Here is a 22,195-nt window from a genome sequence, read left to right on the forward strand (position 1 = left end):
CTCTAATATGGTCGATATGAAAACTACGCATACCTCCCTCCCCTTTGCCGGACATACGCTGCATTTTGTTGAGTTCGATCCAGCAAGTTTTCACGAACAGGATTTACTCTGGCTGCCGCACTACGCTCAACTGCAACACACTGGACAGAAACGCAAAACAGAGCATTTAGCCGGACGGATCGCTGCTGTTTATGCCTTGCGGGAATGTGGCCTTAAATGTGTGCCCGCAATCGGCGATCTACGCCAACCTATGTGGCCTGCGGGGGTATTTGGCAGTATCAGCCACTGCGGGACTACGGCATTGGCAGTGGTATCCCGTCAACCCATTGGCATTGATATCGAAGAGATTTTCTCTGTACAAACCGCAAGAGAATTGACAGACAACATTATTACACCAGCAGAACACGAGCGACTCGCAGAATGCGGTTTAACCTTTTCTCTGGCGCTGACACTGGCATTTTCCGCCAAAGAGAGCGCATTTAAGGCAAGCAAGATACAGGCCGCTCAAGGTTTTCTGGATTATCAGATAATTAGCTGGAATAAACAGCAGATCATCATTCGACTAGAGGATGAGCAGTTTGCTGTGCACTGGCAGATAAAAGAAAAAATAGTCATAACGCTGTGCCAACACGATTAATTGACAACATCTGGTACGATTCGCCCGCAGCCATCACTGACCACGGGCGAAAGTGTAAAGCAGGTGCCTTACCATCCTGACCTGACAACCGGATATGCGGGGATTACTCCCCGCACAACGGCTACTTCTTCGGTTCGTAAGCGAGAACAGCCCTGAACTCAATATTACGTTCCTTTACGGTGAACTCACACAGCGAGTCGCCGACCAGAAGCGTAAATCCCAGCACTGTCAAACACAGCACTATGACCGCCACAAGGGCATATTTCGTCAGCATGTTTATATTGCCTCCATGCGAAGAAGGGACTACCATCCAAATTGTCTGGTTTGGAGTGGCGGCCCCAGGGTTGATAGAAATATCTCCTGGGGCTTCATCTTTCCAGACCTCAGAGTTAACCTGAAACCGGAAAGCTTCAGGCACCCGCCGTTATCTTACCCTTCCTTAGCAAAATGGCTGTTTATTTATACAGTAAATCCTGTTCCGGACTTTTCATTAGTATTATCGCCCATGCCAGTTAAACGAAATCGCCCGCAGCCATTGCTGACCGCGGGCGAAAATGTAAAGCAGGTGCCTTACCATCCTGACCTGACAACCGGATATGCGGGGATTACTCCCCGCACAACGGCTACTTCTTCGGTTCGTAAGCGAGAACAGCCCTGAACTCAATATTACGTTCCTTTACGGTGAACTCACACAGCGAGTCGCCGACCAGAAGCGTAAATCCCAGCACTGTCAAACACAGCACTATGACCGCCACAAGGGCATATTTCGTCAGCATGTTTATATTGCCTCCATGCGAAGAAGGGACTACCATCCGAGTTGTTGAGGTTCGGAGTGGCAGCCCCAGGGTTGATAGAAATATCTCCTGGGGCTTCATCTTTCCAGACCTCAGAGTAAACCTGAAACCGGAAAGCTTCAGGCACCCGCCGTTATCTTACCCTTCCTTAGCAAAATAGCTGTTTATTTATACAGTAAATCCTGTTTCGGACTTCTGTTGGCAAAACTGATCATTGCCCTTAAAACGACATCGCCCGCAGCCATCACTGACCGCGGGCGAAAGTGTAAAGCAGATGCCTTACCATCCTGACCTGACAACCGGATATGCGGGGATTGCTCCCCGCACAACGGCTACTTCTTCGGTTCGTAAGCGAGAACAGCCTTAAACTCAATATTACGTTCCTTCACCGTAAACTCACACAGCGAGTCTCCGACCAGAAGCGTAAATCCCAGCACCGTCAAACACAGCACTATGACTGCCACAAGGGCATATTTCGTCAGCATGTTTATATTGCCTCCATGCGAAGAAGGGACTACCATCCAAATTGTTCGGGTTTGGAGTGGCAGCCCCAGGGTTGATAGAAATATCTCCTGGGGCTTCATCTTTCCAGTCCTCAGAGTAAACCTGAAACCGGAAAGCTTCAGGCACCCGCCGTTATCTTACCCTTCCTTAGCAAAATGGCTGTTTATTTATACAGTTGGTCTTATTTCGGACTTCTCACTACGCATTAGATCAACCGAAACTAAGCCAGTTTTTCCTTCGCCCCTCAATCGTCAAAATTCTCCGCCGCCAGCCAGCTCTGCCATAACTTGGCACATTGCAAAAGTAGCCAAACTTCTTCAGTCACAATCAGTTCACCATCTCCAAAAAAAGAAATATTCCAGAACTTCCGCATCTCCCCCGGCCGCTCCCACTTCTATACTGAAATGAAAACGCCAACATAAGAGAAACCTATGCCAATACCCGATTTTCAAGTCTCTGAACCTTTTACCCTCGGTATTGAACTGGAAATGCAGGTGGTTAATCCACCGGGCTATGACTTAAGCCAGGACTCTTCAACGCTGATTGACGCGGTTAAAAATCAGATCACTGCCGGGGAAGTAAAGCACGATATCACCGAAAGCATGCTGGAGCTGGCGACGGATGTTTGTCGTGATATCAACCAGGCTGCCGGGCAATTTTCAGCGATGCAGAAAGTCGTATTGCAGGCAGCCGCAGACCATCATCTGGAAATTTGCGGCGGGGGCACGCACCCGTTTCAGAAATGGCAGCGTCAGGAGGTATGCGATAACGAACGCTATCAACGAACGCTGGAAAACTTTGGTTATCTCATTCAGCAGGCGACCGTTTTTGGTCAGCATGTCCATGTTGGCTGCGCCAGTGGCGATGACGCCATTTATTTGCTGCACGGCTTGTCGCGGTTTGTGCCGCACTTTATCGCCCTTTCTGCCGCATCGCCGTATATGCAGGGAACGGATACACGCTTTGCTTCCTCAAGACCGAATATTTTTTCCGCCTTTCCCGACAATGGCCCAATGCCGTGGGTCAGTAACTGGCAACAATTTGAAGCCCTGTTTCGTTGTCTGAGTTACACCACGATGATCGACAGCATTAAAGATCTGCACTGGGATATTCGCCCCAGCCCCCATTTTGGCACGGTGGAAGTTCGGGTGATGGATACCCCATTAACTCTTAGCCACGCGGTAAATATGGCGGGATTGATTCAGGCTACCGCCCACTGGTTACTGACGGAACGCCCGTTCAAACATCAGGAAAAAGATTACCTGCTGTATAAATTCAACCGCTTCCAGGCCTGCCGTTATGGGCTGGAAGGTGCCATTACCGATCCGCACACTGGCGATCGTCGGCCACTAACGGAAGACACCTTACGTTTACTGGAAAAAATCGCCCCTTCCGCAGATAAAATTGGCGCATCGAGCGCGATTGAGGCCCTGCATCGCCAGGTCGTCAGCGGTCTGAATGAAGCGCAGCTGATGCGTGATTTCGTCGCCGATGGCGGCTCGCTGATTGGACTGGTGAAAAAGCATTGTGAGATTTGGGCCGGAGAATAAGTCGGGAATTGCCTTACAGAAGAATATCCCTGACAATGGTGTTTTAACTTACATTTAACAATGTTATGAAACACCCTTTAGAAACCTTAACCACCGCAGCAGGCATTTTGCTGATGGCTTTCCTCTCTTGCCTGCTGCTGCCCGCCCCCGCACTGGGACTGACGCTGGCACAAAAACTGGTGAACACGTTCCATCTGATGGATCTTAGCCAGCTTTACACTTTATTGTTTTGCCTGTGGTTTTTAGTGCTGGGCGCAATTGAGTATTTTGTTCTGCGCTTTATCTGGCGACGCTGGTTCTCTGCGGCGGACTAAACGTCGATTATCACCGTACTTCACGGCATACTTTGCTTATTCTCCTTCGCCTAAAGGAACGTTTATGGATAAGCAATCACTGCACGAAACGGCGAAACGCCTGGCCCTTGAGTTACCCTTTGTCGAGCTTTGCTGGCCTTTTGGCCCGGAGTTCGATGTCTTTAAAGTTGGCGGCAAGATTTTTATGCTGTCGTCGGAGCTGCGCGGCGTCCCCTTTATCAATTTGAAGTCCGATCCACAAAAATCCCTGTTAAATCAGCAGATATACCCGAGCATTAAGCCAGGGTATCACATGAATAAGAAGCACTGGATTTCAGTGTATCCCGGCGAGGAAATCTCCGAAGCGTTACTTAGCGATCTGATCAACGATTCGTGGAATCTGGTGGTTGATGGCTTATCTAAACGCGATCAAAAAAGAGTGCGCCCAGACTAAAAGCGAAAATCTATAGCGCATTTTTCTCGCTTACCATTTCTCGTTGAACCTTGTAATCTGCTGGCACGCAAAATTACTTACACATGGAGTCTTTATGGATATCATTTCTGTCGCCTTAAAGCGTCATTCCACTAAGGCATTTGATGCCAGCAAAAAACTTACCCCGGAACAGGCCGAGCAGATCAAAACGCTGCTGCAGTACAGCCCATCCAGCACCAACTCCCAGCCGTGGCATTTTATTGTTGCCAGCACGGAAGAAGGCAAAGCGCGTGTTGCCAAATCCGCTGCCGATAATTACGTGTTCAACGAGCGCAAAATGCTTGATGCCTCGCACGTCGTGGTGTTCTGCGCGAAAACCGCGATGGACGATGCCTGGCTGAAACAGGTTGTTGACCAGGAAGATGCCGATGGCCGCTTTGCCACGCAGGAAGCGAAAGCCGCGAACGATAAAGGTCGCAAATTCTTCGCCGATATGCACCGTAAAGATCTGCAAGATGATGCTGAGTGGATGGCAAAACAGGTTTACCTCAACGTCGGTAACTTCCTGCTGGGCGTTGCGGCGCTGGGTCTGGACGCGGTACCCATCGAAGGTTTTGACGCCGCAATCCTCGATGAAGAATTCGGTTTGAAAGAGAAAGGCTACACCAGCCTGGTGGTGGTTCCAGTGGGCCATCATAGCGTAGAGGATTTTAACGCGACTCTGCCGAAATCTCGTCTGCCGCAAAGTATCACCTTAACCGAAGTGTAATTCTCCTTTGCCGGGCATCCGCCCGGCTATTTCCCCTCAGATTATCCTGATTTGCATAACCCTGTTTCAGCCGTCATCATAGGCTACTGTTGTATAAAGGAGACGTTATGCAGGATTTAATATCCCAGGTTGAAGATTTAGCGGGTATTGAGTTTGATCACACCACCTCGATGGTGATGATTTTCGGTATTATTTTTCTGACTGCCGTTGTAGTGCATATTATTTTGCACTGGGTAGTACTACGGACCTTCGAAAAACGTGCCATCGCCAGTTCACGGCTATGGTTGCAAATCATTACCCAGAATAAACTCTTCCACCGTTTAGCTTTCACCTTGCAGGGGATTATCGTCAATATTCAGGCGGTATTCTGGCTGCAAAAAGGCACCGAAGCGGCTGATATTCTGACCACCTGCGCGCAGTTGTGGATCATGATGTATGCACTGCTTTCAGTCTTCTCGTTGCTGGATGTTATTTTGAATCTGGCGCAGAAATTCCCGGCGGCGTCTCAGTTACCGCTGAAAGGGATATTTCAGGGGATTAAACTGATCGGCGCGATTCTGGTCGGCATTTTGATGATCTCGCTGCTGATTGGTCAATCGCCAGCGATTCTGATCAGCGGTCTTGGTGCAATGGCTGCCGTGCTGATGTTGGTATTTAAAGATCCGATTCTTGGTCTGGTGGCAGGTATTCAGCTTTCCGCGAACGATATGCTGAAACTGGGCGACTGGCTGGAGATGCCGAAATACGGCGCGGATGGCGCGGTGATCGATATTGGGTTAACCACCGTCAAAGTGCGTAACTGGGACAATACCATTACCACTATTCCCACCTGGTCTCTGGTTTCTGACTCCTTTAAAAACTGGAGCGGGATGTCAGCATCCGGCGGGCGACGTATTAAACGCAGTATCAGCATTGATGTCACCAGTATTCATTTTCTTGATGAAGACGAAATGCAACGTCTGAATAAAGCGCATTTGTTAAAACCTTATTTAACCAGCCGCCATCAGGAAATTAATGAGTGGAATCGCCAGCAAGGTTCTACGGAGTCAGTATTAAACCTGCGTCGAATGACCAATATTGGAACCTTTCGCGCCTATCTGAACGAATATCTACGTAACCATCCGCGGATTCGTAAAGATATGACCTTAATGGTGCGCCAACTGGCACCGGGAGATAATGGTTTACCGCTTGAGATCTATGCGTTTACCAACACCGTGGTGTGGCTGGAATATGAAAGTATTCAGGCTGATATATTCGACCACATATTTGCGATTGTCGAAGAGTTTGGTCTGCGGCTTCATCAGTCACCAACCGGCAATGATATTCGCTCCCTGGCAGGTGCATTTAAGCAGTAATTAAAAAACCGCTCTCATCGAATGGATGAGAGCGGTTTAGGATGGTTGACATCGTTTTGTCGGATGTAGCGTGAACGCCTTATTTCCGACGCAGCGTTTTAAACGCCACAAACAGGAATACAATCCACACCGGCAGCAAAATTGCCGACAAGCGCATATCATCCAACGTGCACATCAGCAGCAAAATCATGCCGAGGAAGGCAATGCAGAGATAGTTGCCGAACGGATAGAGCAGCGCTTTAAACTGTGTTTCTCGCCCCTGACGTCGCATCGCCGCGCGAAAACGCAGATGCGCCAGACAGATCATAATCCAGTTCAACAGCAGCGTTGCCACCACCAGCGCCATCAGCAGACCAAACGCTTTTTGCGGCAGCAGATAGTTGATCAGCACCACCAGCGAAGTGATAGCCCCAGAAAGCATCAGCGAGTTAATCGGCACGCCGCGACGGCTGACGCGAGTCAAAAACTTCGGCGCATTACCCTGCACAGAAAGGCCAAACAGCATGCGGCTGTTGGAATAAACCCCACTGTTATAGACCGACAACGATGCCACCAGAATGACGAAGTTCAGCGCAGAAGCCACCACATTGCTGTCAAGATTATGGAAAATCATCACAAACGGGCTACTGTTAGATTTCACTTCCACCCACGGATAGAGCGCCAGTAAAACCACCAGTGAACCGATATAAAACAGCAGGATGCGATAAACCACCTGATTTACCGCTTTTGGAATACTTTTTTCCGGATCGCGCGCTTCAGCGGCAGTAATCCCAATCAGCTCCAGCCCGCCGAAGGAAAACATGATCACCGCCAGGGACAAAATCAGCCCATTCCAGCCCGTGGCGAAGAAACCACCGTAGCGCCAGAGGTTGTCGATACTGGCTTTCTCACCGCCGTGACCAGAAAACAGCAGCCACAGGCCAAAGCCGATCATACCGATGATCGCCAACACTTTAATCAGCGCAAACCAGAACTCAGTTTCGCCATATAAGCGCACGTTCACCAGGTTAACAGCATTGATGATAATAAAGAAGGCGGCAGCCCAGATCCACGTTGGAACATCCGGGAACCAGTACTGCATATAGATGCCCGCAGCGGTCAGCTCAGCCATCCCCACCAGTACGAACATCACCCAGTAGTTCCAGCCTGAGAGGAAGCCCGCAAACGGTCCCCAGTATTTATAGGCAAAGTGGGCAAACGAACCGGATACCGGCTCCTCAACCACCATCTCGCCAAGCTGGCGCATAATCAGGAAAGCAATGATCCCGGCGACGCCGTAGCCCAACAATACAGCCGGACCTGCCATCTGAATCGCCGGGCCAATGCCAAGAAACAGACCAGTACCAATAGCGCCACCCAGCGCAATCAGTTGAATATGACGGTTATGTAATCCGCGATGAAGCGTCGGCTCTTTATTCGACGCAGTATCTTCCGATACGGTTGACGCGTTTTTCACGCCTTTCCCCTGTGTGTCTTTTTTGTTGAGGGGCACCTTTTAACATTTAGTGCCCATCGTCGCAAGACACAATCCACGCGGTTAAACCGGGTATCCTGCTTTTATTTCCGTACCCGATGTCGGTGCAGCCACATCAGCTTATACGCCGCCGGGATAATAAACAGCGACAGCAAAGGTGCGGTGATCATGCCGCCAATCATCGGCGCGGCAATCCGGCTCATCACCTCTGAACCTGCCCCCGTTCCCCACAAAATCGGCAGCAGACCCGCGATAATCACCGCCACCGTCATCGCTTTCGGGCGCACGCGCAGTACCGCGCCGTGATATAACGCTTCATCCAGCTTCTGCTCGCTGAATGTTTGCGGGTTATCCAGGGATGGCTCTGCCTCTATGGCGTGACGTAAATACATCAGCATCACCACGCCAAATTCGGCGGCGACTCCCGCGAGGGCGATAAAGCCAGTGCCCGTTGCCACGGAAAGATGAAAGCCCATCCACCACAGCAACCAGATGCCGCCCACCAGCGCAAACGGTACGCTGCTGATAATCAGCAACGCTTCGCCCACGCGACGGAACGCCAGATACAACAGCACGAAGATGATCATCAACGTCATCGGCACCATGAGTTTCAGCTTATGGTTGGCGCGCTCCAGTAGCTCGAACTGCCCGGAGAATGCCACGCTGGTGCCCGGTTTTAACTGCACTTTCTCGGCAATCGCTTTTTGCAAATCGTGAACCACCGACACCATGTCACGATCGCGGGCATCGATATAAATCCAGCTCGTCGGGCGCGCATTCTCGGTTTTCAGCATCGACGGTCCAGTGGAGACTTTAACGTCGGCCACATCCGCCAGGGTGATTTGCTGCTTCATCGGCGTCAGGATCGGTAGCTGGCGCAGCGCCTGTGGGCTATCGCGCCAGCTTTGCGGATAACGCAGATTAATTGGATAACGGGCAATCCCTTCCACCGTTTCACCAACCATCGCCCCGCCCACCGCAGATGTCACAAACAACTGCACATCCGCCACCGTCATACCGTAACGGGCGGCTTTTTCACGGTTGATCTCAACGTTGATATAGCGCCCACCTTCCAGACGTTCAGCAAGGGCTGAAGCCACGCCTGGCACCGTTCGCGCCACTTCTTCAATTTGCTCCGCCATCGCGTCGATATCCGCCAGCACAGTGCCGGAAACTTTAATGCCGATGGGGCTTTTAATGCCAGTCGAGAGCATATCGATACGGTTACGGATTGGCGGCACCCACAGATTCGCCAGCCCCGGCAGACGCACGGTGTTGTCCAGTTCCTCAATGATTTTGTCCATCGTCATGCCTGGCCGCCACTGATCCTGTGGCTTAAGCTGAATGGTCGTTTCTACCATCTCCAGCGGAGCAGAATCGGTGGCGGTTTCCGCTTTCCCGGTTTTGCCAAACACCCGCGCCACTTCCGGCACGCTCATAATCAGCTTGTCGGTTTTTTGCAGCATACTCGCCGCCTCTGCTGCGGAAATCCCCGGCAGCGTCGATGGCATATACAACAAGTCGCCTTCATTGATCTGCGGTAAAAATTCTCCGCCAACTTTATTGAGCGGCCAGAGAACCGTCAGTACCGAAAGCGCCGCCACCAACAGCGTGGTTTTAGGCCAGTGCAGTACTTTCAGCAACAGCGGATGATAAACACGAATCAAAAAGCGATTGAGCGGATTACTGCTTTCTGGTGGAATTTTGCCACGGATCCAGTAGCCCATCAGGATGGGGATCACTACGATCGCCAGCAGCGCCGCGCCCGCCATCGCATACGTTTTGGTGAACGCCAGCGGGCCAAACAGACGCCCTTCCTGCCCTTCCAGGGTGAAGATCGGGATAAACGACAGCGTGATAATCAGCAGACTGATAAACAGCGCTGGCCCCACTTCAACAGATGCATCGGTGATCACCTGCCAGCGCGTTTTATTATCCAGCGTGGCGTCAGGATGCTGGTGCTGCCACTCTTCCAGCCGTTTATGCGCATTCTCGATCATGACGATAGCGGCATCGACCATCGCCCCGACGGCAATCGCAATACCGCCCAGCGACATAATATTGGCATTCAGCCCCTGGAAGTGCATGATAATAAAAGCAATACACAACCCCAGCGGCAACGAAATAATCGCCACCAGTGCCGAGCGCACATGCCAGAGAAACAGCGCGCAGACAACCGCCACCACAATAAACTCTTCCAGCAACTTGCTGCTGAGGTTGTCGATGGCGCGGTCAATGAGCTGGCTGCGATCGTATGTTGTAACTATCTCCACGCCTTCCGGCAGACTGCTTTTCAGCGTTTCCAGTTTGTCCTTCACGGCGGCGATCACTTCACGGGCGTTTTTGCCGGAGCGCAGGATCACCACCCCGCCCGCCACTTCGCCTTCACCATTGAGTTCGGCAATGCCCCGGCGCATCTCCGGGCCAATCTGGACCTTCGCAACATCACGCAGATAAACGGGCACGCCATTTTCGCTGGCTTTTAAAACGATGTGATTAAAGTCGTCGAGCGTTTGCAGATAGCCGCTGGCGCGCACCATATATTCCGCTTCCGCCAGTTCGATCGACGAACCGCCCGCTTCCTGGTTTGAAGCATCCAGCGCATTTTTCACTTCGGCGAGACTGATGCCATACTGCGCCAGGCGCTGAGGATCGATAACCACCTGATACTCTTTCACCACACCGCCCACCGACGCCACTTCCGCAACGTCAGGGATGGTTTTCAGCTCATATTTGAGAAACCAGTCCTGCAATGAACGTAAATCGGCCAGATCGTGCTTACCGCTGCGATCCACCAGCGCGTATTCATAGATCCAGCCAACACCCGTGGCATCTGGCCCCAACTCGGCGCTGACTCCCGCAGGCAGCTTACCCTGTACCTGGTTGAGGTACTCCAGCACCCGCGAGCGCGCCCAGTACGGATCGGTGCCATCTTCGAAAATGACATATACATAAGAGTCGCCAAACTGCGAGAAACCGCGCACAGTCTTCGCGCCAGGTACTGACAACATGGTGGTGGTTAGTGGATAAGTCAACTGATTTTCAACGATTTGCGGTGCCTGACCGGGATAGCTGGTTTTAATAATCACCTGCACATCGGAGAGATCCGGCAGCGCATCCACTGGCGTGTTAATGATAGTCCAGGTGCCCCAGATACTCAGAAACAACGCGCCGATCAGCACCAGAAAACGGTTCGCCACCGAGCGACGAATAATCCATTCAATCATTGGTTATTCCCTCAATGCGCATGGGTAGCACTTTCAGAGCGCATCCGCTCCAGTGCGCCAGAAATATTGGCTTCAGAATCAATCAGGAACAGGCCGCTGGAAACCACCTTTTCACCTTCCGCCAGACCAGAACGTAGCGCGGTGACGCCTTGCGACGCCTGGAAAACAGCAACGCGTTTCGGTACAAAGCGCCCGTCGGCATCAACGGTAATCACCCGCTGTTCGTTACCAGTATCAATCAGTGCCTGTGACGGAATGAGCAGCATCGGTTCGCTGGCGGTGTTGAGTTGCAACCAGGCGTTCATTCCCGGTTTTAGCGCCTCGTCGGCGTTGTCGACTTCCAGACGCAGTTGTAGCGTGCGGGTCGCGGCATCCACGCCAGGTAGCAGCGTCCATTTGCGGATGGTGAGTGTTTTATCCGGTCGTGCCGGAACGGTGAGCGTAAACTGCGAGGCATCTTTCACCAGCCAGGCGATGGACTCCGGGATCGCTGCAGTGACCCACACCGGGTCCATACCCTGAATTTTCGCGACCACGTTATCTTTGGCGATATTCATTCCCGCACGCAGATCAAACGCGGTGATCACGCCATCAATGGGCGCTTTGAGCGTAAAGCGAGTCTGGATTTTTTGCGTGGCGATCAGGCGGCGAATATCCGCCTCCGGCATTCCCGCCAGCCGCAGGCGTTCAAGAATGCCTTCAGTCTGGGTCGCCGTACCGCCGGTTTCGCGCAGCAGTAAATACTCACTCTGCGCTTCCACCCAGTCGGGAATGGTCAGGTCGAGAAGCGGTGTGCCCTTTTGCACTTTATCGCCCACGGTGAGCGGATACACCTTGTCGATAAACCCGGCGGCGCGGGCCTGCACAATGGCAAACTGATACTCGTTGTAACTGACATTCGCTGGGAAACTCTGGGCAAAAGTCAGCGGCCCGCGCGTGACGGTCGCCGTTTTCACCCCCAGATTTTGCGTCTGGGTCGGGTCAATGCGCACACCAGACGCAGAACTCTCTTCATCGGCATATTTCGGCACCAGATCCATATCCATAAACGGCGATTTACCTGGTTTATCGAACCGCGTATTGGGATACATCGGGTCGTACCAGAATAATATTTTACGTTCTGCGGTCGGCGTTTTTTCTGCGGGCGGTTCAGCCTTTGCAAACCAGGTAAAACCTGCCGCAGAAATAATACCGCCCGCGATCATGCTGCCGATAATAAGCGCGATTTTTTTCATCTCATTAAACCTGGGTTACTGGCTGACTTTAATATCCTGTAATAAAGAAAGGTTGCCCTGCTGGACAAAATTAAACGCTACTTTGTCGCCAGTTTTAATTTCACTCATTTTCGTCTGCGGGGTGATGGTAAAGCGCATGGTCATCTCCGGCCAGTTCACGGCGGCAATCGGATCGTGGTGGATGGTGATTTTTTTGCTTTCCAGATCAATAGTTTTTACCACACCGGTGGCGCTAATGACCTGTGGTTGTGCCTCGCTCATGGTTTCATGATGATGTTCGTTAGCCTGGGCATTAAAGCCAATAACAGTAAACAGACTGAACATTGCGACTTGCAGTGCTTTTTTCATTTATTCTCTCCTGAAGTTAAAAATTATTGCTGCCAACCGCCCCCTAAGGCGGTATATAAAGAAATTTCGTTAACCTGACGGGCATAATTCAGGTCGAGTAAAGTTTGTCGGGTTGCAAATAAGGAACGCTCGGCATCCAGCACTTCCAGATAACTTACCGCGCCGTGCTGATATAATGCCCGCGCCCGTTGCAACGTAATTTGCAGCGACGCCAGATAACGCTGCTGGGCGCTGATTTGATCGTTCAGGCTTTGACGTAATGCCAGCGCATCTGCCACTTCTTTAAAGGCGTTCTGAATTTTCTGTTCATAATTCACCACCGACTGCTGCTGGCGAATTTCGGCGATATCCAGATTGGCCTGGTTGCGTCCGGCATTAAAAATGGGGATCTGAATTTTGGGAATAAAATTCCACATCCCGCTGCTGGCGTTAAATAATGATGACAGATCGCTGCTGGCGGTTGATATTCCACTGGTCAGGCTTATAGACGGGAAAAATGCCGCACGCGCAGCACCAATATTGGCATTGGCCGCCATTAACGCGTGTTCAGCTTCCATAATATCCGGGCGCTGCAATAAGATTTGCGACGACAAGCCCGCCGGTAATTTAACGCTTTGCAGGCTGTCGCTGTTTACTGTCTGCGCTTGCGGCAGCTTGCCGTAGTTTCCCAATAACAGTTGCAATGCATTATTCGCCTGCGCCAGTTCCCCCTGACGTTTAGCGATATCACTGCGGGTACTTTCTATCACCCCGCGAGCCTGTTCCAGCGCCAGAACATTGCTGCTACCGGTCAACAGTTGTTTTTCAACAAACGCATATGACTGCTGATAATTACGCAGCGTTTCTTCGGCTATTTGTAATTGCGCATAAGCCAGTTGCTGATTGAAATAGCTTTGCGCGACATTAGAAACTAGCAGAATATGCACCGCGCGCTGAGCTTCCTCAGTGGCTAAATAATTTTGTCGCTCGGCTTCGCTCATGTTCTTTAAGCGACCGAAAAAATCGAGATCAAAGCTGGCGTTAAGGCCAGTCGAGAACTCCCGCGTCGTGGCTGAATCGCCTTTAAGATTGCCGCTCCAGCTGCCGCTACCCTCGCCATTGAGCTGCGGGTAGCGGTCGGCATCGGTCAGACGATATTGCGCCCGTGCCTCCTGCACTTTCAGTGTCGCCATGCGCAAATCCCGGTTATTCACCAGCGCCTCGCTAATCAGCGTCTTCACCTGATTATCAACAAAAAAGGTGCGCCAGCCCGCGTTCTGGTAGTTATCTACCGCGTTAACCAGGCCGTTCTGGCTGAGTGAGAACTGCTGCGGCACGGGCATTGCCGGACGCTGATAATCCGGTGCCAGTGAACAACCGGTTAGCGCAAGGGCCACACAAAATGGCAGAAGTTTACAAGGAGACATAGGCACATAATTTCTGGTGATTTTATGCCGCCAACTTTACACGCCAGGCTCTGATTTTCCGGTGACAGGAAAATGACAAAATTGTCATTTTGCCAATAAGCGATTGCCATCTGATCCCGCTACTCTAGAATTGCCCGGGCAACATGCGGAGGAAATATGAAACTGTTGATTGTCGAAGATGAAAAGAAAACCGGCGAATACTTAACCAAAGGGTTAACCGAGGCCGGTTTTGTGGTTGATTTGGCCGATAACGGGCTGAATGGATATCATCTGGCGATGACAGGTGATTATGACCTGATAATCCTCGATATTATGCTGCCGGACGTGAACGGCTGGGATATTGTGCGCATGTTGCGTTCCGCCAATAAAGGGATGCCGATTCTGTTGCTTACCGCGCTTGGCACCATTGAACATCGCGTCAAGGGGCTGGAGCTGGGAGCGGATGACTATCTGGTGAAGCCGTTCGCTTTTGCTGAACTGCTGGCACGGGTGCGCACTCTACTGCGGCGCGGGGCGGCGGTAATTATCGAAAGTCAGTTTCAGGTTGCCGATTTAATAGTTGATCTGGTCAGCCGCAAAGTCACCCGCAGCGGCACGCGCATCACTTTGACCAGTAAAGAATTTACTCTGCTGGAGTTTTTCCTCCGCCATCAGGGTGAAGTGCTGCCCCGCTCGCTTATCGCCTCGCAGGTGTGGGACATGAATTTCGACAGCGACACTAACGCTATTGATGTGGCGGTGAAGCGGCTACGCGGCAAAATCGACAATGATTTCGAGCCAAAGTTAATTCAGACCGTACGCGGCGTAGGTTACATGCTTGAGGTGCCGGATGGCCAGTAAGCCGTTTCAGCGCCCGTTTTCGCTGGCAACCCGCCTGACCTTTTTTATCAGCCTTGCCACCATTGCAGCGTTTTTCGTCTTTGCCTGGATCATGATCCACTCGGTAAAAGTGCATTTTGCCGAGCAGGATATTAATGATTTAAAAGAGATTAGCGCCACATTCAGGCGTGTTCTTAATCATCCCGAAGAGACACAAGCCCGACGCTTAATGACGCTGGAAGATATCGTCAGTGGTTATTCCAACGTGTTGATTTCTCTGGCAGATAGCCACGGTAAAACGGTGTATCACTCCCCCGGTGCGCCGGATATCCGCGAGTTTGCACGTGATGCCATACCCGATAAAGACGCTCGGGGCGGCAAGGTGTATCTCCTTTCCGGCCCGACAATGATGATGCCAGGCCACGGTCACGGGCATATGGAACACAGCAACTGGCGGATGATTAACTTGCCGGTTGGCCCGTTGGTGGACGGCAAACCGATTTATACGCTCTACATCGCGCTGTCTATCGATTTTCATCTTCATTACATTAATGATTTGATGAATAAACTTATTATGACCGCATCGATCATCAGCATCCTGATCGTCTTTATCGTGCTGTTGGCGGTACATAAAGGCCACGCGCCAATTCGCAGCGTCAGCCGTCAAATCCAGAACATTACCTCGAAAGATCTCGACGTTCGCCTTGACCCGCAGACCGTGCCGATTGAGCTGGAACAGCTGGTACTGTCGTTCAACCATATGATCGAGCGTATTGAGGATGTCTTTACCCGCCAGTCCAATTTCTCAGCGGATATCGCTCACGAAATTCGTACGCCAATTACGAATCTCATTACGCAAACGGAAATCGCCCTCAGCCAGTCGCGCAGCCAGAAGGAGCTGGAAGATGTGCTCTACTCTAATCTCGAAGAGCTGACGCGAATGGCGAAAATGGTCAGCGATATGCTGTTTCTCGCTCAGGCCGATAACAACCAGTTAATCCCCGAAAAGAAAATGCTCAACCTGGCGGATGAAGTTGGCAAAGTGTTCGATTTTTTCGAGGCGTTAGCGGAAGATCGCGGCGTAGCACTACGGTTTGTTGGCGACAAATGTCAGGTTGCGGGCGATCCGCTGATGCTGCGTCGGGCGCTAAGCAACCTGCTTTCTAACGCTCTGCGTTATACGCCGCCCGGAGAGGCAATTGTAGTGCGCTGCCAGACGGTCGATCACCAGGTGCAAGTTACCGTCGAAAACCCCGGTACGCCCATTGCGCCCGAGCATTTACCGCGTTTGTTTGACCGTTTCTACCGCGTTGATCCTTCCCGCCAGCGAAAAGGTGAAGGTAGCGGCATTGGGCTGGCGATAGTGAAATCGATTGTTGTCGCGCATAAAGGCACGGTTGCAGTAACGTCAGATGCGCGGGGAACAAGGTTTATGATCAAACTACCGGAGAAAGGTTAATTAGTTAGTTCAAACTCAAAGAGTGATGTATCGCCTTCTGTTATTATTTATCAATAAAACAGGGAAGACCTTATTGGTCGTCTGAAATCGACGGTTATTCATTTTCGGATATTTACGAGATATTTAGATATGCAATTTAATCAAATTCGTGTTTCTACCAATTGTAGAGCACAATGCTATTACTAAATTTTCATCACTATAAAAGAATCGGCTATAATATAAAGCGCAGTCAGGCATCATTAATCTCTATATTATTCACACAATCTATTTATCAAGTGAATTTGATAAATTCCTAATTTAAAATATTCACTATTAAGCCAGCGTCTAACGACGTTAAGATGGCAATGTGCAGATCATGTTATCAGGGTGGGGCGGTAGCGTATATTCCTTATACAAACCATCATTCATTTCAATAATGTTTATTGAGTTATTTATTATTGTGAATAAAAAGACATTACAAATATTGGTTTGACTTTGCATATCAGGTGTTTTTTTTGTTACTCGATGTAATATACGAGCCTGTCCTTAATAACATCGTGAACCCGTCAGTTGAGTTTGTGATTATTTTGTTGAGTCAACAGCCCCCTGTTTCTCTGAAGTAAAATCCCGGACAAAATCATCACATAACCATGACACTTTTCTGATATTCCCCGGTAACGCCTGAAGCCTGCCCGCTTATCTCATTACCCGACATGTTGTACATGCAATATATGCGGATTATTATTCATTTTCACGGAGGTTGCTATGTCAACCGGATTACGTTTCACACTGGAAGTGGACGGCCTGCCACCGGACGCTTTTGCGGTGGTCTCCTTTCATCTCACCCAGTCACTCTCTTCACTTTTTTCCCTTGACCTTTCTCTGGTCAGTCAGCAGTTTCTCTCCCTTGAATTTGCGCAGGTGCTGGACAAAATGGCCTACCTGACGGTATGGCAGGGCGATGACGTACAGCGCCGGGTGAAAGGCGTGGTGACCTGGTTTGAACTCGGGGAGAACGACAAAAACCAGATGCTGTACAGCATGAAGGTGCGCCCGCCGCTGTGGCGGGCAGGACTGCGTCAGAACTTCCGTATATTCCAGAACGAGGACATCAGAAGCATCCTCGGCACCATACTGCAGGAAAATGACGTCACGGAGTGGAGCCCGCTGTTCAGTGAGCCGCATCCTTCCCGTGAGTTTTGTGTCCAGTACGGTGAAACCGATTACGACTTTCTCTGCCGGATAGCAGCGGAGGAAGGCATCTTCTTCTATGAGGAGCACGCGCAGAAAAGTACCGACCAGAGTCTGGTGCTGTGCGACACGGTCCGCTATCTGCCGGAATCCTTTGAAATCCCCTGGAACCCGAACACCCGTACCGAGGTGAGCACCCTCTGCATCAGCCAGTTCCGCTACAGCGCACAAATCCGTCCTTCCTCTGTGGTGACCAAAGACTACACCTTTAAACGCCCCGGCTGGGCCGGACGTTTTGACCAGGAAGGCCAGCATCAGGATTACCAGCGCACACAGTATGAAGTGTATGACTGGCCCGGGCGTTTCAAGAGCGCCCACGGGCAGAACTTTGCCCGCTGGCAGATGGACGGCTGGCGAAACAACGCCGAAACCGCGCGGGGAATGAGCCGCTCGCCGGAGATATGGCCGGGACGGCGAATTGTGCTGACGGAGCATCCGCAGGCGAACCTGAACCGGGAATGGCAGGTGGTGGCGAGCGAACTGCACGGCGAACAGCCGCAGGCGGTGCCGGGGCGGCGGGGCGCGGGGACGGCGCTGGAGAACCAGTTTGTGGTAATCCCGGCAGACCGGACGTGGCGACCTCAGCCGAAGCCAAAGCCGTCAGTGGACGGTCCGCAGAGCGCCGTCGTGACGGGGCCTGCGGGAGAGGAAATCTTCTGCGACGAGCATGGCCGGGTGCGGGTGAAATTCAACTGGGACCGCTATAACCCGGCCAATCAGGACAGCTCGTGCTGGATACGGGTGGCGCAGGCGTGGGCGGGGCCGGGATTTGGCAACCTGGCGATACCGCGCGTGGGTCAAGAGGTGATTGTGGACTTCCTCAACGGCGATCCGGACCAGCCGATCATTATGGGGCGCACCTACCACGAAGATAACCGCTCGCCGGGCAGCCTGCCGGGAACGAAGACGCAGATGACCATCCGCTCCAAAACATATATGGGCAGCGGGTTTAACGAGCTGAAGTTTGACGATGCGACAGGGAAAGAACAGGTCTACATCCACGCCCAGAAGAACATGGATACCGAGGTACTCAACGACCGTACCACCACCGTAAAACACGATCATCGCGAAACCGTAAAAAATGACCAGACGGTCACGATCCAGGAAGGTAACCGCCTTCTTACGGTGGAAAAAGGCCACAAAATCACCGGAGTACTGAAAGGGTCTTTATCTGAGGATGTTTTTCAGGACAGAGGCACGATTGCCGGTTCGGTGCATGTTGACGCTGTAAACAATGGTGGCGAAGGCGACGGTATCCAGGCTTATACGGCGATTAAGGAAATTTTGCTGGCCGTGGAGGAAAGCAAAATTGCGCTGACGCCGGATGGCATACAGCTACAGGTCGGGGAATCGACGGTAATCAGGCTGTCGAAGGATGGCATCACCATCGTGGGCGGTTCTGTTTTCATCAACTGATTCACTCAGATTAACAGGGAGTATTTTATGCAGTTCACTTTTAATGAAGGCCACATTCAACTGCCGTCTCAATGGCAGGATCAGTCAATGCAGGTCCTGGTGTCCACAGATAACAGTGGCATCAACCTGGTCATTACCCGCGAAGCCGTTCCACAGGGAACCCTGACACCAGAGCTGTACCAGGAAACGCTGGCGCTGTACCAGGGCAAACTTGATGGGTACACCGAACATGCCTGCCGGGAAATCACTCTGGCAGAGGCCCCGGCCTGGCTGCTGGATTATTCCTGGAACGGCCCGGAAGATGAAGGGAATCAGGGGCGGATTAGCCAGATAGCCGTATTCCAGCGGCGTGGAGATACGCTGCTGACCTTCACTTTCAGCACCTCCTTATCCCTGAAGAACAGTCAAAAGACGATGCTGCTGGAGGTGATAAAGAGCTTCACCCCGTTGCCACCGGAGAATGACATCCAAAAGGACCAGCCGCGCTGACATAAACGAGGGATAACACATGAGTGAAGGACCAGGCGGGCCACAGGGAGCGACCGCAGGCGGTACGCTGGCAATGCGAATGCTGTCACAGCAGGCGATGGTCGCCAGCCAGATGAAACGGGCAGCCAACGACAAAGCCATTGCACAGATGTTGGCATCAAAAAAGTCTGGCCCCCCCGCCGCCAGGCTGGGCGATGAAATTCAGCACAAGAGTTTTTTGGGGGCGCTGGCAGGGGCCGTGCTGGGGGCGATAGTGACCATCGCAGAAGGTTGCCTGATTATGGCCGCCTGTGCCACCGGCCCTTATGCGCTGGTTCTGGTGCCTGCACTGATGTATGCCAGCTATAAGGCGAGTGATTATGTGGAGGAGAAACAGAACCAGCTTGAATCATGGATAAACAGCTTTTGTGACACGGACGGCGCCATCAATACCGGTTCTGAAAACGTAAAAATTAACGGCGAGCTGGCCGCACGTGCAGCGGTCACCCTTCCCCCTCCTCCCCCACCTGGAGCAATACCTGAAGTCCCACAGGGGGATCCCTCATGGGGTGATATTGCCACTGACCTGCTTGAATCGGCAGCGGAAAAAGCAGTACCACTGGCGAAGGCCTGGGGGAACGCTGTTATCACCCTGACTGACAGCAATGCCGGTATTATGGATCGAGTCAGCGCCGGCGCATCGCTTCTGTTTCCCGCCGGTCCGGTATTAATGGAGTTTGCCACCATGGTGGGCGGGCGTGGCGAAATCAAAAAAGATGTAGATTTCCCGGAAGCCGGTAAGGACACGGCGCTCTGCGACAAGGAGAACAAACCACCGAGGATAGCCCAGGGCAGCAGCAACGTCTTTATCAACAATCAGCCCGCCGCGCGCAAGGGCGACAAACTGGAGTGCAGCGCGGCAATCGTGGAAGGTTCGCCGGACGTCTTTATTGGCGGTGAACAGGTGACCTATCTGGATATCCAGCCGGAGTTCCCGCCGTGGCAGAGAATGATCCTGGGGGGAATAACGATAGCCAGCTATCTTCTGCCGCCCGCGGGACTGCTGGGAAAACTGGGGAATCTGGCGAAACTCGGCAAACTGGGAAACCTGCTGGGGAAAAGCGGGAAGCTGCTGGGGGCAAAGCTCGGCGCATTGTTGAGCAGAACAAAAAATGCCCTGAAAAATACGTATAACGTCCTGAAAAAGTTTATCAAAGATCCGGTTGACCCGGTAACCGGCGCGTACTGCGACGAACGTACTGACTTCACCCTGGGCCAGACACTCCCCCTCTCTTTCACCCGTTTCCACAGTTCTGTACTGCCGCTGCACGGCCTGACGGGCGTGGGCTGGAGCGACTCCTGGAGCGAATACGCCTGGGTGCGTGAACAGGGAAACCGGGTGGATATCATCAGCCAGGGAACCACGCTGAACTTTGCCTTCGACGGCGCCAGTGATACGGCAGTTAACCCATATCACGCACAGTACATCCTGCGCCGCCGTGACGATTATCTGGAGTTATTCGACAGGGATGCCCTGAGCAGTCGGTTCTTTTATGACGCCTTTCTGGGGATGCGCCTGCGCCACCCGGTGACTGACGATACCTGCGATGACCGTCTGGCACACAGCCCCGCAGACCGGATGTACATGCTAGGCGGGATGAGCGACACCGCCAGCAACCGCATCACGTTTGAGCGCGACAGCCAGTACCGGATCACGGGTGTCAGTCACACCGACGGGATCCGGCTTAAACTGACGTACCACGCCAGCGGCTACCTGAAAGCCATTCACCGCACGGATAACGGCATACAGACGCTGGCGACCTACGAACAGGATGCGCGGGGGCGGCTGACAGAAGCGGATGCGCGGCTGGACTACCACCTGTTTTATGAGTACGACGCTGCGGACCGGATCATCCGCTGGTCCGATAACGACCAGACGTGGAGCCGTTTCACCTACGATGAACAGGGCCGGTGTGTGACCGTCACCGGGGCGGAGGGCTATTACAACACCACGCTGGACTATGGTGACGGCTGCACCACCATGACGGACGGCAAGGGCATTCACCGTTATTACTATGATCCTGACGGCAATATTCTGCGGGAAGCAGCGCCGGACGGCAGTACCACCACGTATGAATGGGATGAATTCCATCACCTGCTGGCCCGCCACTCCCCTGCCGGGCGGGTGGAGAAATTTGAATACGCCGCCGCACACGGTCAGTTAAGCCGCTATACGGCGGCAGACGGCGCGGTGTGGCAGTACCGCTATGATGAGCGCGGCCTGCTCAGCAACATCACCGACCCTGCCGGGCAGACGTGGACGCAGCAGTGCGATGAACGCGGCCTGCCGGTGAGTCTGGTATCGCCACAGGGCGAAGAGACCCGGCTGGCGTACACCGCTCAGGGGCTGCTGTCGGGGATATTCCGCCAGGATGAACGGCGTCTGGGCATAGAGTACGACCACCACAACCGGCCGGAAACACTCACCGACGTGATGGGCCGCGAACACCACACCGAATACAGCGGCCACGACCTGCCGGTGAAAATGCGCGGTCCTGGCGGGCAGTCAGCCACTCTTCAGTGGCAGAAACACCATAAACTGAGCGGTCTTGAGCGGGCGGGAACCGGGGCGGAAGGATTCCGCTATGACCGCCACGGCAACCTGCTGGCGTACACGGACGGTAACGGTGTGGACTGGACAATGGAATACGGCCCGTTCGATTTGCCGGTGGCGCGAACGGACGGCGAAGGTCACCGCTGGCAGTACCGCTATGATAA

The 22,195-nt window shown here is 52.5% G+C and carries 20 protein-coding genes and 3 pseudogenes; 14 read left to right on the forward strand and 9 right to left on the reverse strand.

What is annotated here, in order from left to right:
* Positions 1–16: 16 nt before the first annotated feature.
* The gene (gene entD, locus BEB42_RS17445) at positions 17–637 is read left to right on the forward strand and encodes an enterobactin synthase subunit EntD (protein WP_077627114.1); all 621 of its coding nucleotides are present in this window, start codon (positions 17–19) and stop codon (positions 635–637) included.
* Between the two features lie 121 nt (positions 638–758).
* Here entD and hokE (BEB42_RS17450) read toward each other — a convergent pair whose 3' ends face one another.
* Positions 759–911 carry a type I toxin-antitoxin system toxin HokE gene (gene hokE / locus BEB42_RS17450; RefSeq protein ID WP_000956467.1) on the reverse strand — a complete coding sequence of 51 codons (153 nt, stop codon included), beginning with the start codon at positions 909–911 and terminating at the stop codon, positions 759–761.
* On the opposite strand from hokE (BEB42_RS17450), the pseudogene BEB42_RS27105 reads away from it, so the two are divergent.
* Positions 880–1,153, forward strand: a pseudogene (locus tag BEB42_RS27105) (hypothetical protein). The gene hokE (BEB42_RS17450) and the pseudogene BEB42_RS27105 overlap by 32 nt on opposite strands.
* A 107-nt stretch (positions 1,154–1,260) precedes the next feature.
* On the opposite strand, the gene hokE (BEB42_RS26500) reads toward BEB42_RS27105, so the two are convergent.
* On the reverse strand, positions 1,261–1,413 hold the full coding sequence (hokE, locus tag BEB42_RS26500; protein ID WP_000956467.1) for a type I toxin-antitoxin system toxin HokE: 153 nt from the start codon (positions 1,411–1,413) through the stop codon (positions 1,261–1,263).
* Here hokE (BEB42_RS26500) and BEB42_RS27110 point away from each other — a divergent pair.
* Positions 1,382–1,644 (forward strand): annotated as a pseudogene (locus tag BEB42_RS27110) (hypothetical protein); the annotation flags it as partial. The gene hokE (BEB42_RS26500) and the pseudogene BEB42_RS27110 sit on opposite strands and share 32 nt — an antisense overlap.
* 119 nt (positions 1,645–1,763) lie before the next feature.
* Here BEB42_RS27110 and hokE (BEB42_RS17460) read toward each other — a convergent pair.
* Positions 1,764–1,916, reverse strand: coding sequence for a type I toxin-antitoxin system toxin HokE (gene hokE, locus BEB42_RS17460; RefSeq protein ID WP_000956465.1), 153 nt, complete (start codon positions 1,914–1,916; stop codon positions 1,764–1,766).
* On the opposite strand from hokE (BEB42_RS17460), the pseudogene BEB42_RS27215 reads away from it, so the two are divergent.
* Positions 1,885–2,144, forward strand: a pseudogene (locus BEB42_RS27215) (hypothetical protein). The gene hokE (BEB42_RS17460) and the pseudogene BEB42_RS27215 sit on opposite strands and share 32 nt — an antisense overlap.
* Positions 2,145–2,179: 35 nt before the next feature.
* Here BEB42_RS27215 and BEB42_RS27050 read toward each other — a convergent pair.
* Positions 2,180–2,308 carry a hypothetical protein gene (locus BEB42_RS27050; protein ID WP_001225241.1) on the reverse strand — a complete coding sequence of 43 codons (129 nt, stop codon included), beginning with the start codon at positions 2,306–2,308 and terminating at the stop codon, positions 2,180–2,182.
* Positions 2,309–2,366: 58 nt separating this feature from the next.
* Here BEB42_RS27050 and BEB42_RS17475 point away from each other — a divergent pair, with 58 nt between their 5' ends.
* From BEB42_RS17475 to ybdG, 5 genes are all read left to right on the forward strand, one after another.
* On the forward strand, positions 2,367–3,485 hold the full coding sequence (locus tag BEB42_RS17475; RefSeq protein WP_001122261.1) for a YbdK family carboxylate-amine ligase: 1,119 nt from the start codon (positions 2,367–2,369) through the stop codon (positions 3,483–3,485).
* A 65-nt stretch (positions 3,486–3,550) separates the two neighbouring features.
* Positions 3,551–3,799, forward strand: coding sequence for a DUF1158 domain-containing protein (locus BEB42_RS17480; RefSeq protein WP_000682512.1), 249 nt, complete (start codon positions 3,551–3,553; stop codon positions 3,797–3,799).
* 64 nt (positions 3,800–3,863) lie between these two features.
* Complete coding sequence (locus BEB42_RS17485) at positions 3,864–4,232, forward strand: MmcQ/YjbR family DNA-binding protein (protein ID WP_000360966.1); 369 nt, start codon at positions 3,864–3,866, stop codon at positions 4,230–4,232.
* Between the two features lie 94 nt (positions 4,233–4,326).
* Positions 4,327–4,980, forward strand: a complete 654-nt coding sequence (nfsB, locus tag BEB42_RS17490; protein WP_000351457.1) for an oxygen-insensitive NAD(P)H nitroreductase — start codon at positions 4,327–4,329, stop codon at positions 4,978–4,980.
* A gap of 107 nt (positions 4,981–5,087) precedes the next feature.
* Positions 5,088–6,335 carry a mechanosensitive ion channel YbdG gene (ybdG, locus tag BEB42_RS17495; protein ID WP_001153126.1) on the forward strand — a complete coding sequence of 416 codons (1,248 nt, stop codon included), beginning with the start codon at positions 5,088–5,090 and terminating at the stop codon, positions 6,333–6,335.
* 79 nt (positions 6,336–6,414) lie between these two features.
* Here ybdG and pheP read toward each other — a convergent pair whose 3' ends face one another.
* The 5 genes from pheP to cusC all read right to left on the reverse strand — a co-directional run bounded on the left by pheP (position 6,415) and on the right by cusC (position 14,025).
* Positions 6,415–7,791, reverse strand: a complete 1,377-nt coding sequence (pheP, locus tag BEB42_RS17500; protein WP_000786299.1) for a phenylalanine transporter — start codon at positions 7,789–7,791, stop codon at positions 6,415–6,417.
* A gap of 101 nt (positions 7,792–7,892) precedes the next feature.
* Positions 7,893–11,036, reverse strand: a complete 3,144-nt coding sequence (gene cusA / locus BEB42_RS17505; protein ID WP_000573895.1) for a Cu(+)/Ag(+) efflux RND transporter permease subunit CusA — start codon at positions 11,034–11,036, stop codon at positions 7,893–7,895.
* Positions 11,037–11,047: 11 nt separating this feature from the next.
* A complete protein-coding gene (gene cusB, locus BEB42_RS17510; RefSeq protein WP_000717101.1) occupies positions 11,048–12,271 on the reverse strand; it encodes a Cu(+)/Ag(+) efflux RND transporter periplasmic adaptor subunit CusB in 1,224 nt (407 codons plus the stop codon).
* A 15-nt stretch (positions 12,272–12,286) separates the two neighbouring features.
* Positions 12,287–12,619 (reverse strand): Cu(+)/Ag(+) efflux RND transporter periplasmic metallochaperone CusF, encoded by a 333-nt coding sequence (gene cusF / locus BEB42_RS17515; RefSeq protein WP_000709876.1) that lies wholly within the window; start codon positions 12,617–12,619, stop codon positions 12,287–12,289.
* Positions 12,620–12,642: 23 nt separating this feature from the next.
* Positions 12,643–14,025: a Cu(+)/Ag(+) efflux RND transporter outer membrane channel CusC gene (gene cusC / locus BEB42_RS17520; protein ID WP_000074258.1), complete on the reverse strand. Its 1,383-nt coding sequence runs from the start codon at positions 14,023–14,025 to the stop codon at positions 12,643–12,645.
* 156 nt (positions 14,026–14,181) lie between these two features.
* Between cusC and cusR the strand changes: the two genes are divergently transcribed.
* The 5 genes from cusR to BEB42_RS17550 form a co-directional block, all read left to right on the forward strand.
* Positions 14,182–14,865 carry a copper response regulator transcription factor CusR gene (cusR, locus tag BEB42_RS17530; protein WP_000770945.1) on the forward strand — a complete coding sequence of 228 codons (684 nt, stop codon included), beginning with the start codon at positions 14,182–14,184 and terminating at the stop codon, positions 14,863–14,865.
* Positions 14,855–16,303, forward strand: coding sequence for a Cu(+)/Ag(+) sensor histidine kinase CusS (gene cusS / locus BEB42_RS17535; protein WP_000157207.1), 1,449 nt, complete (start codon positions 14,855–14,857; stop codon positions 16,301–16,303). Before cusR ends, cusS begins: the two co-directional genes overlap by 11 nt.
* Positions 16,304–17,047: 744 nt before the next feature.
* Positions 17,048–18,949, forward strand: a complete 1,902-nt coding sequence (locus BEB42_RS17540) for a type VI secretion system Vgr family protein (protein ID WP_000103438.1) — start codon at positions 17,048–17,050, stop codon at positions 18,947–18,949.
* A 27-nt stretch (positions 18,950–18,976) separates the two neighbouring features.
* The gene (locus BEB42_RS17545) at positions 18,977–19,438 is read left to right on the forward strand and encodes a DcrB-related protein (RefSeq protein ID WP_001160804.1); all 462 of its coding nucleotides are present in this window, start codon (positions 18,977–18,979) and stop codon (positions 19,436–19,438) included.
* 19 nt (positions 19,439–19,457) lie between these two features.
* Positions 19,458–22,195: PAAR domain-containing protein (locus tag BEB42_RS17550; protein WP_172954550.1), on the forward strand; the 2,738-nt coding region annotated here is incomplete at its 3' end.

It is taken from the genome of Escherichia sp. MOD1-EC5990 (assembly GCF_002965285.1).
GTDB classification, from domain to species: Bacteria; Pseudomonadota; Gammaproteobacteria; order Enterobacterales; family Enterobacteriaceae; genus Escherichia; species Escherichia coli_F.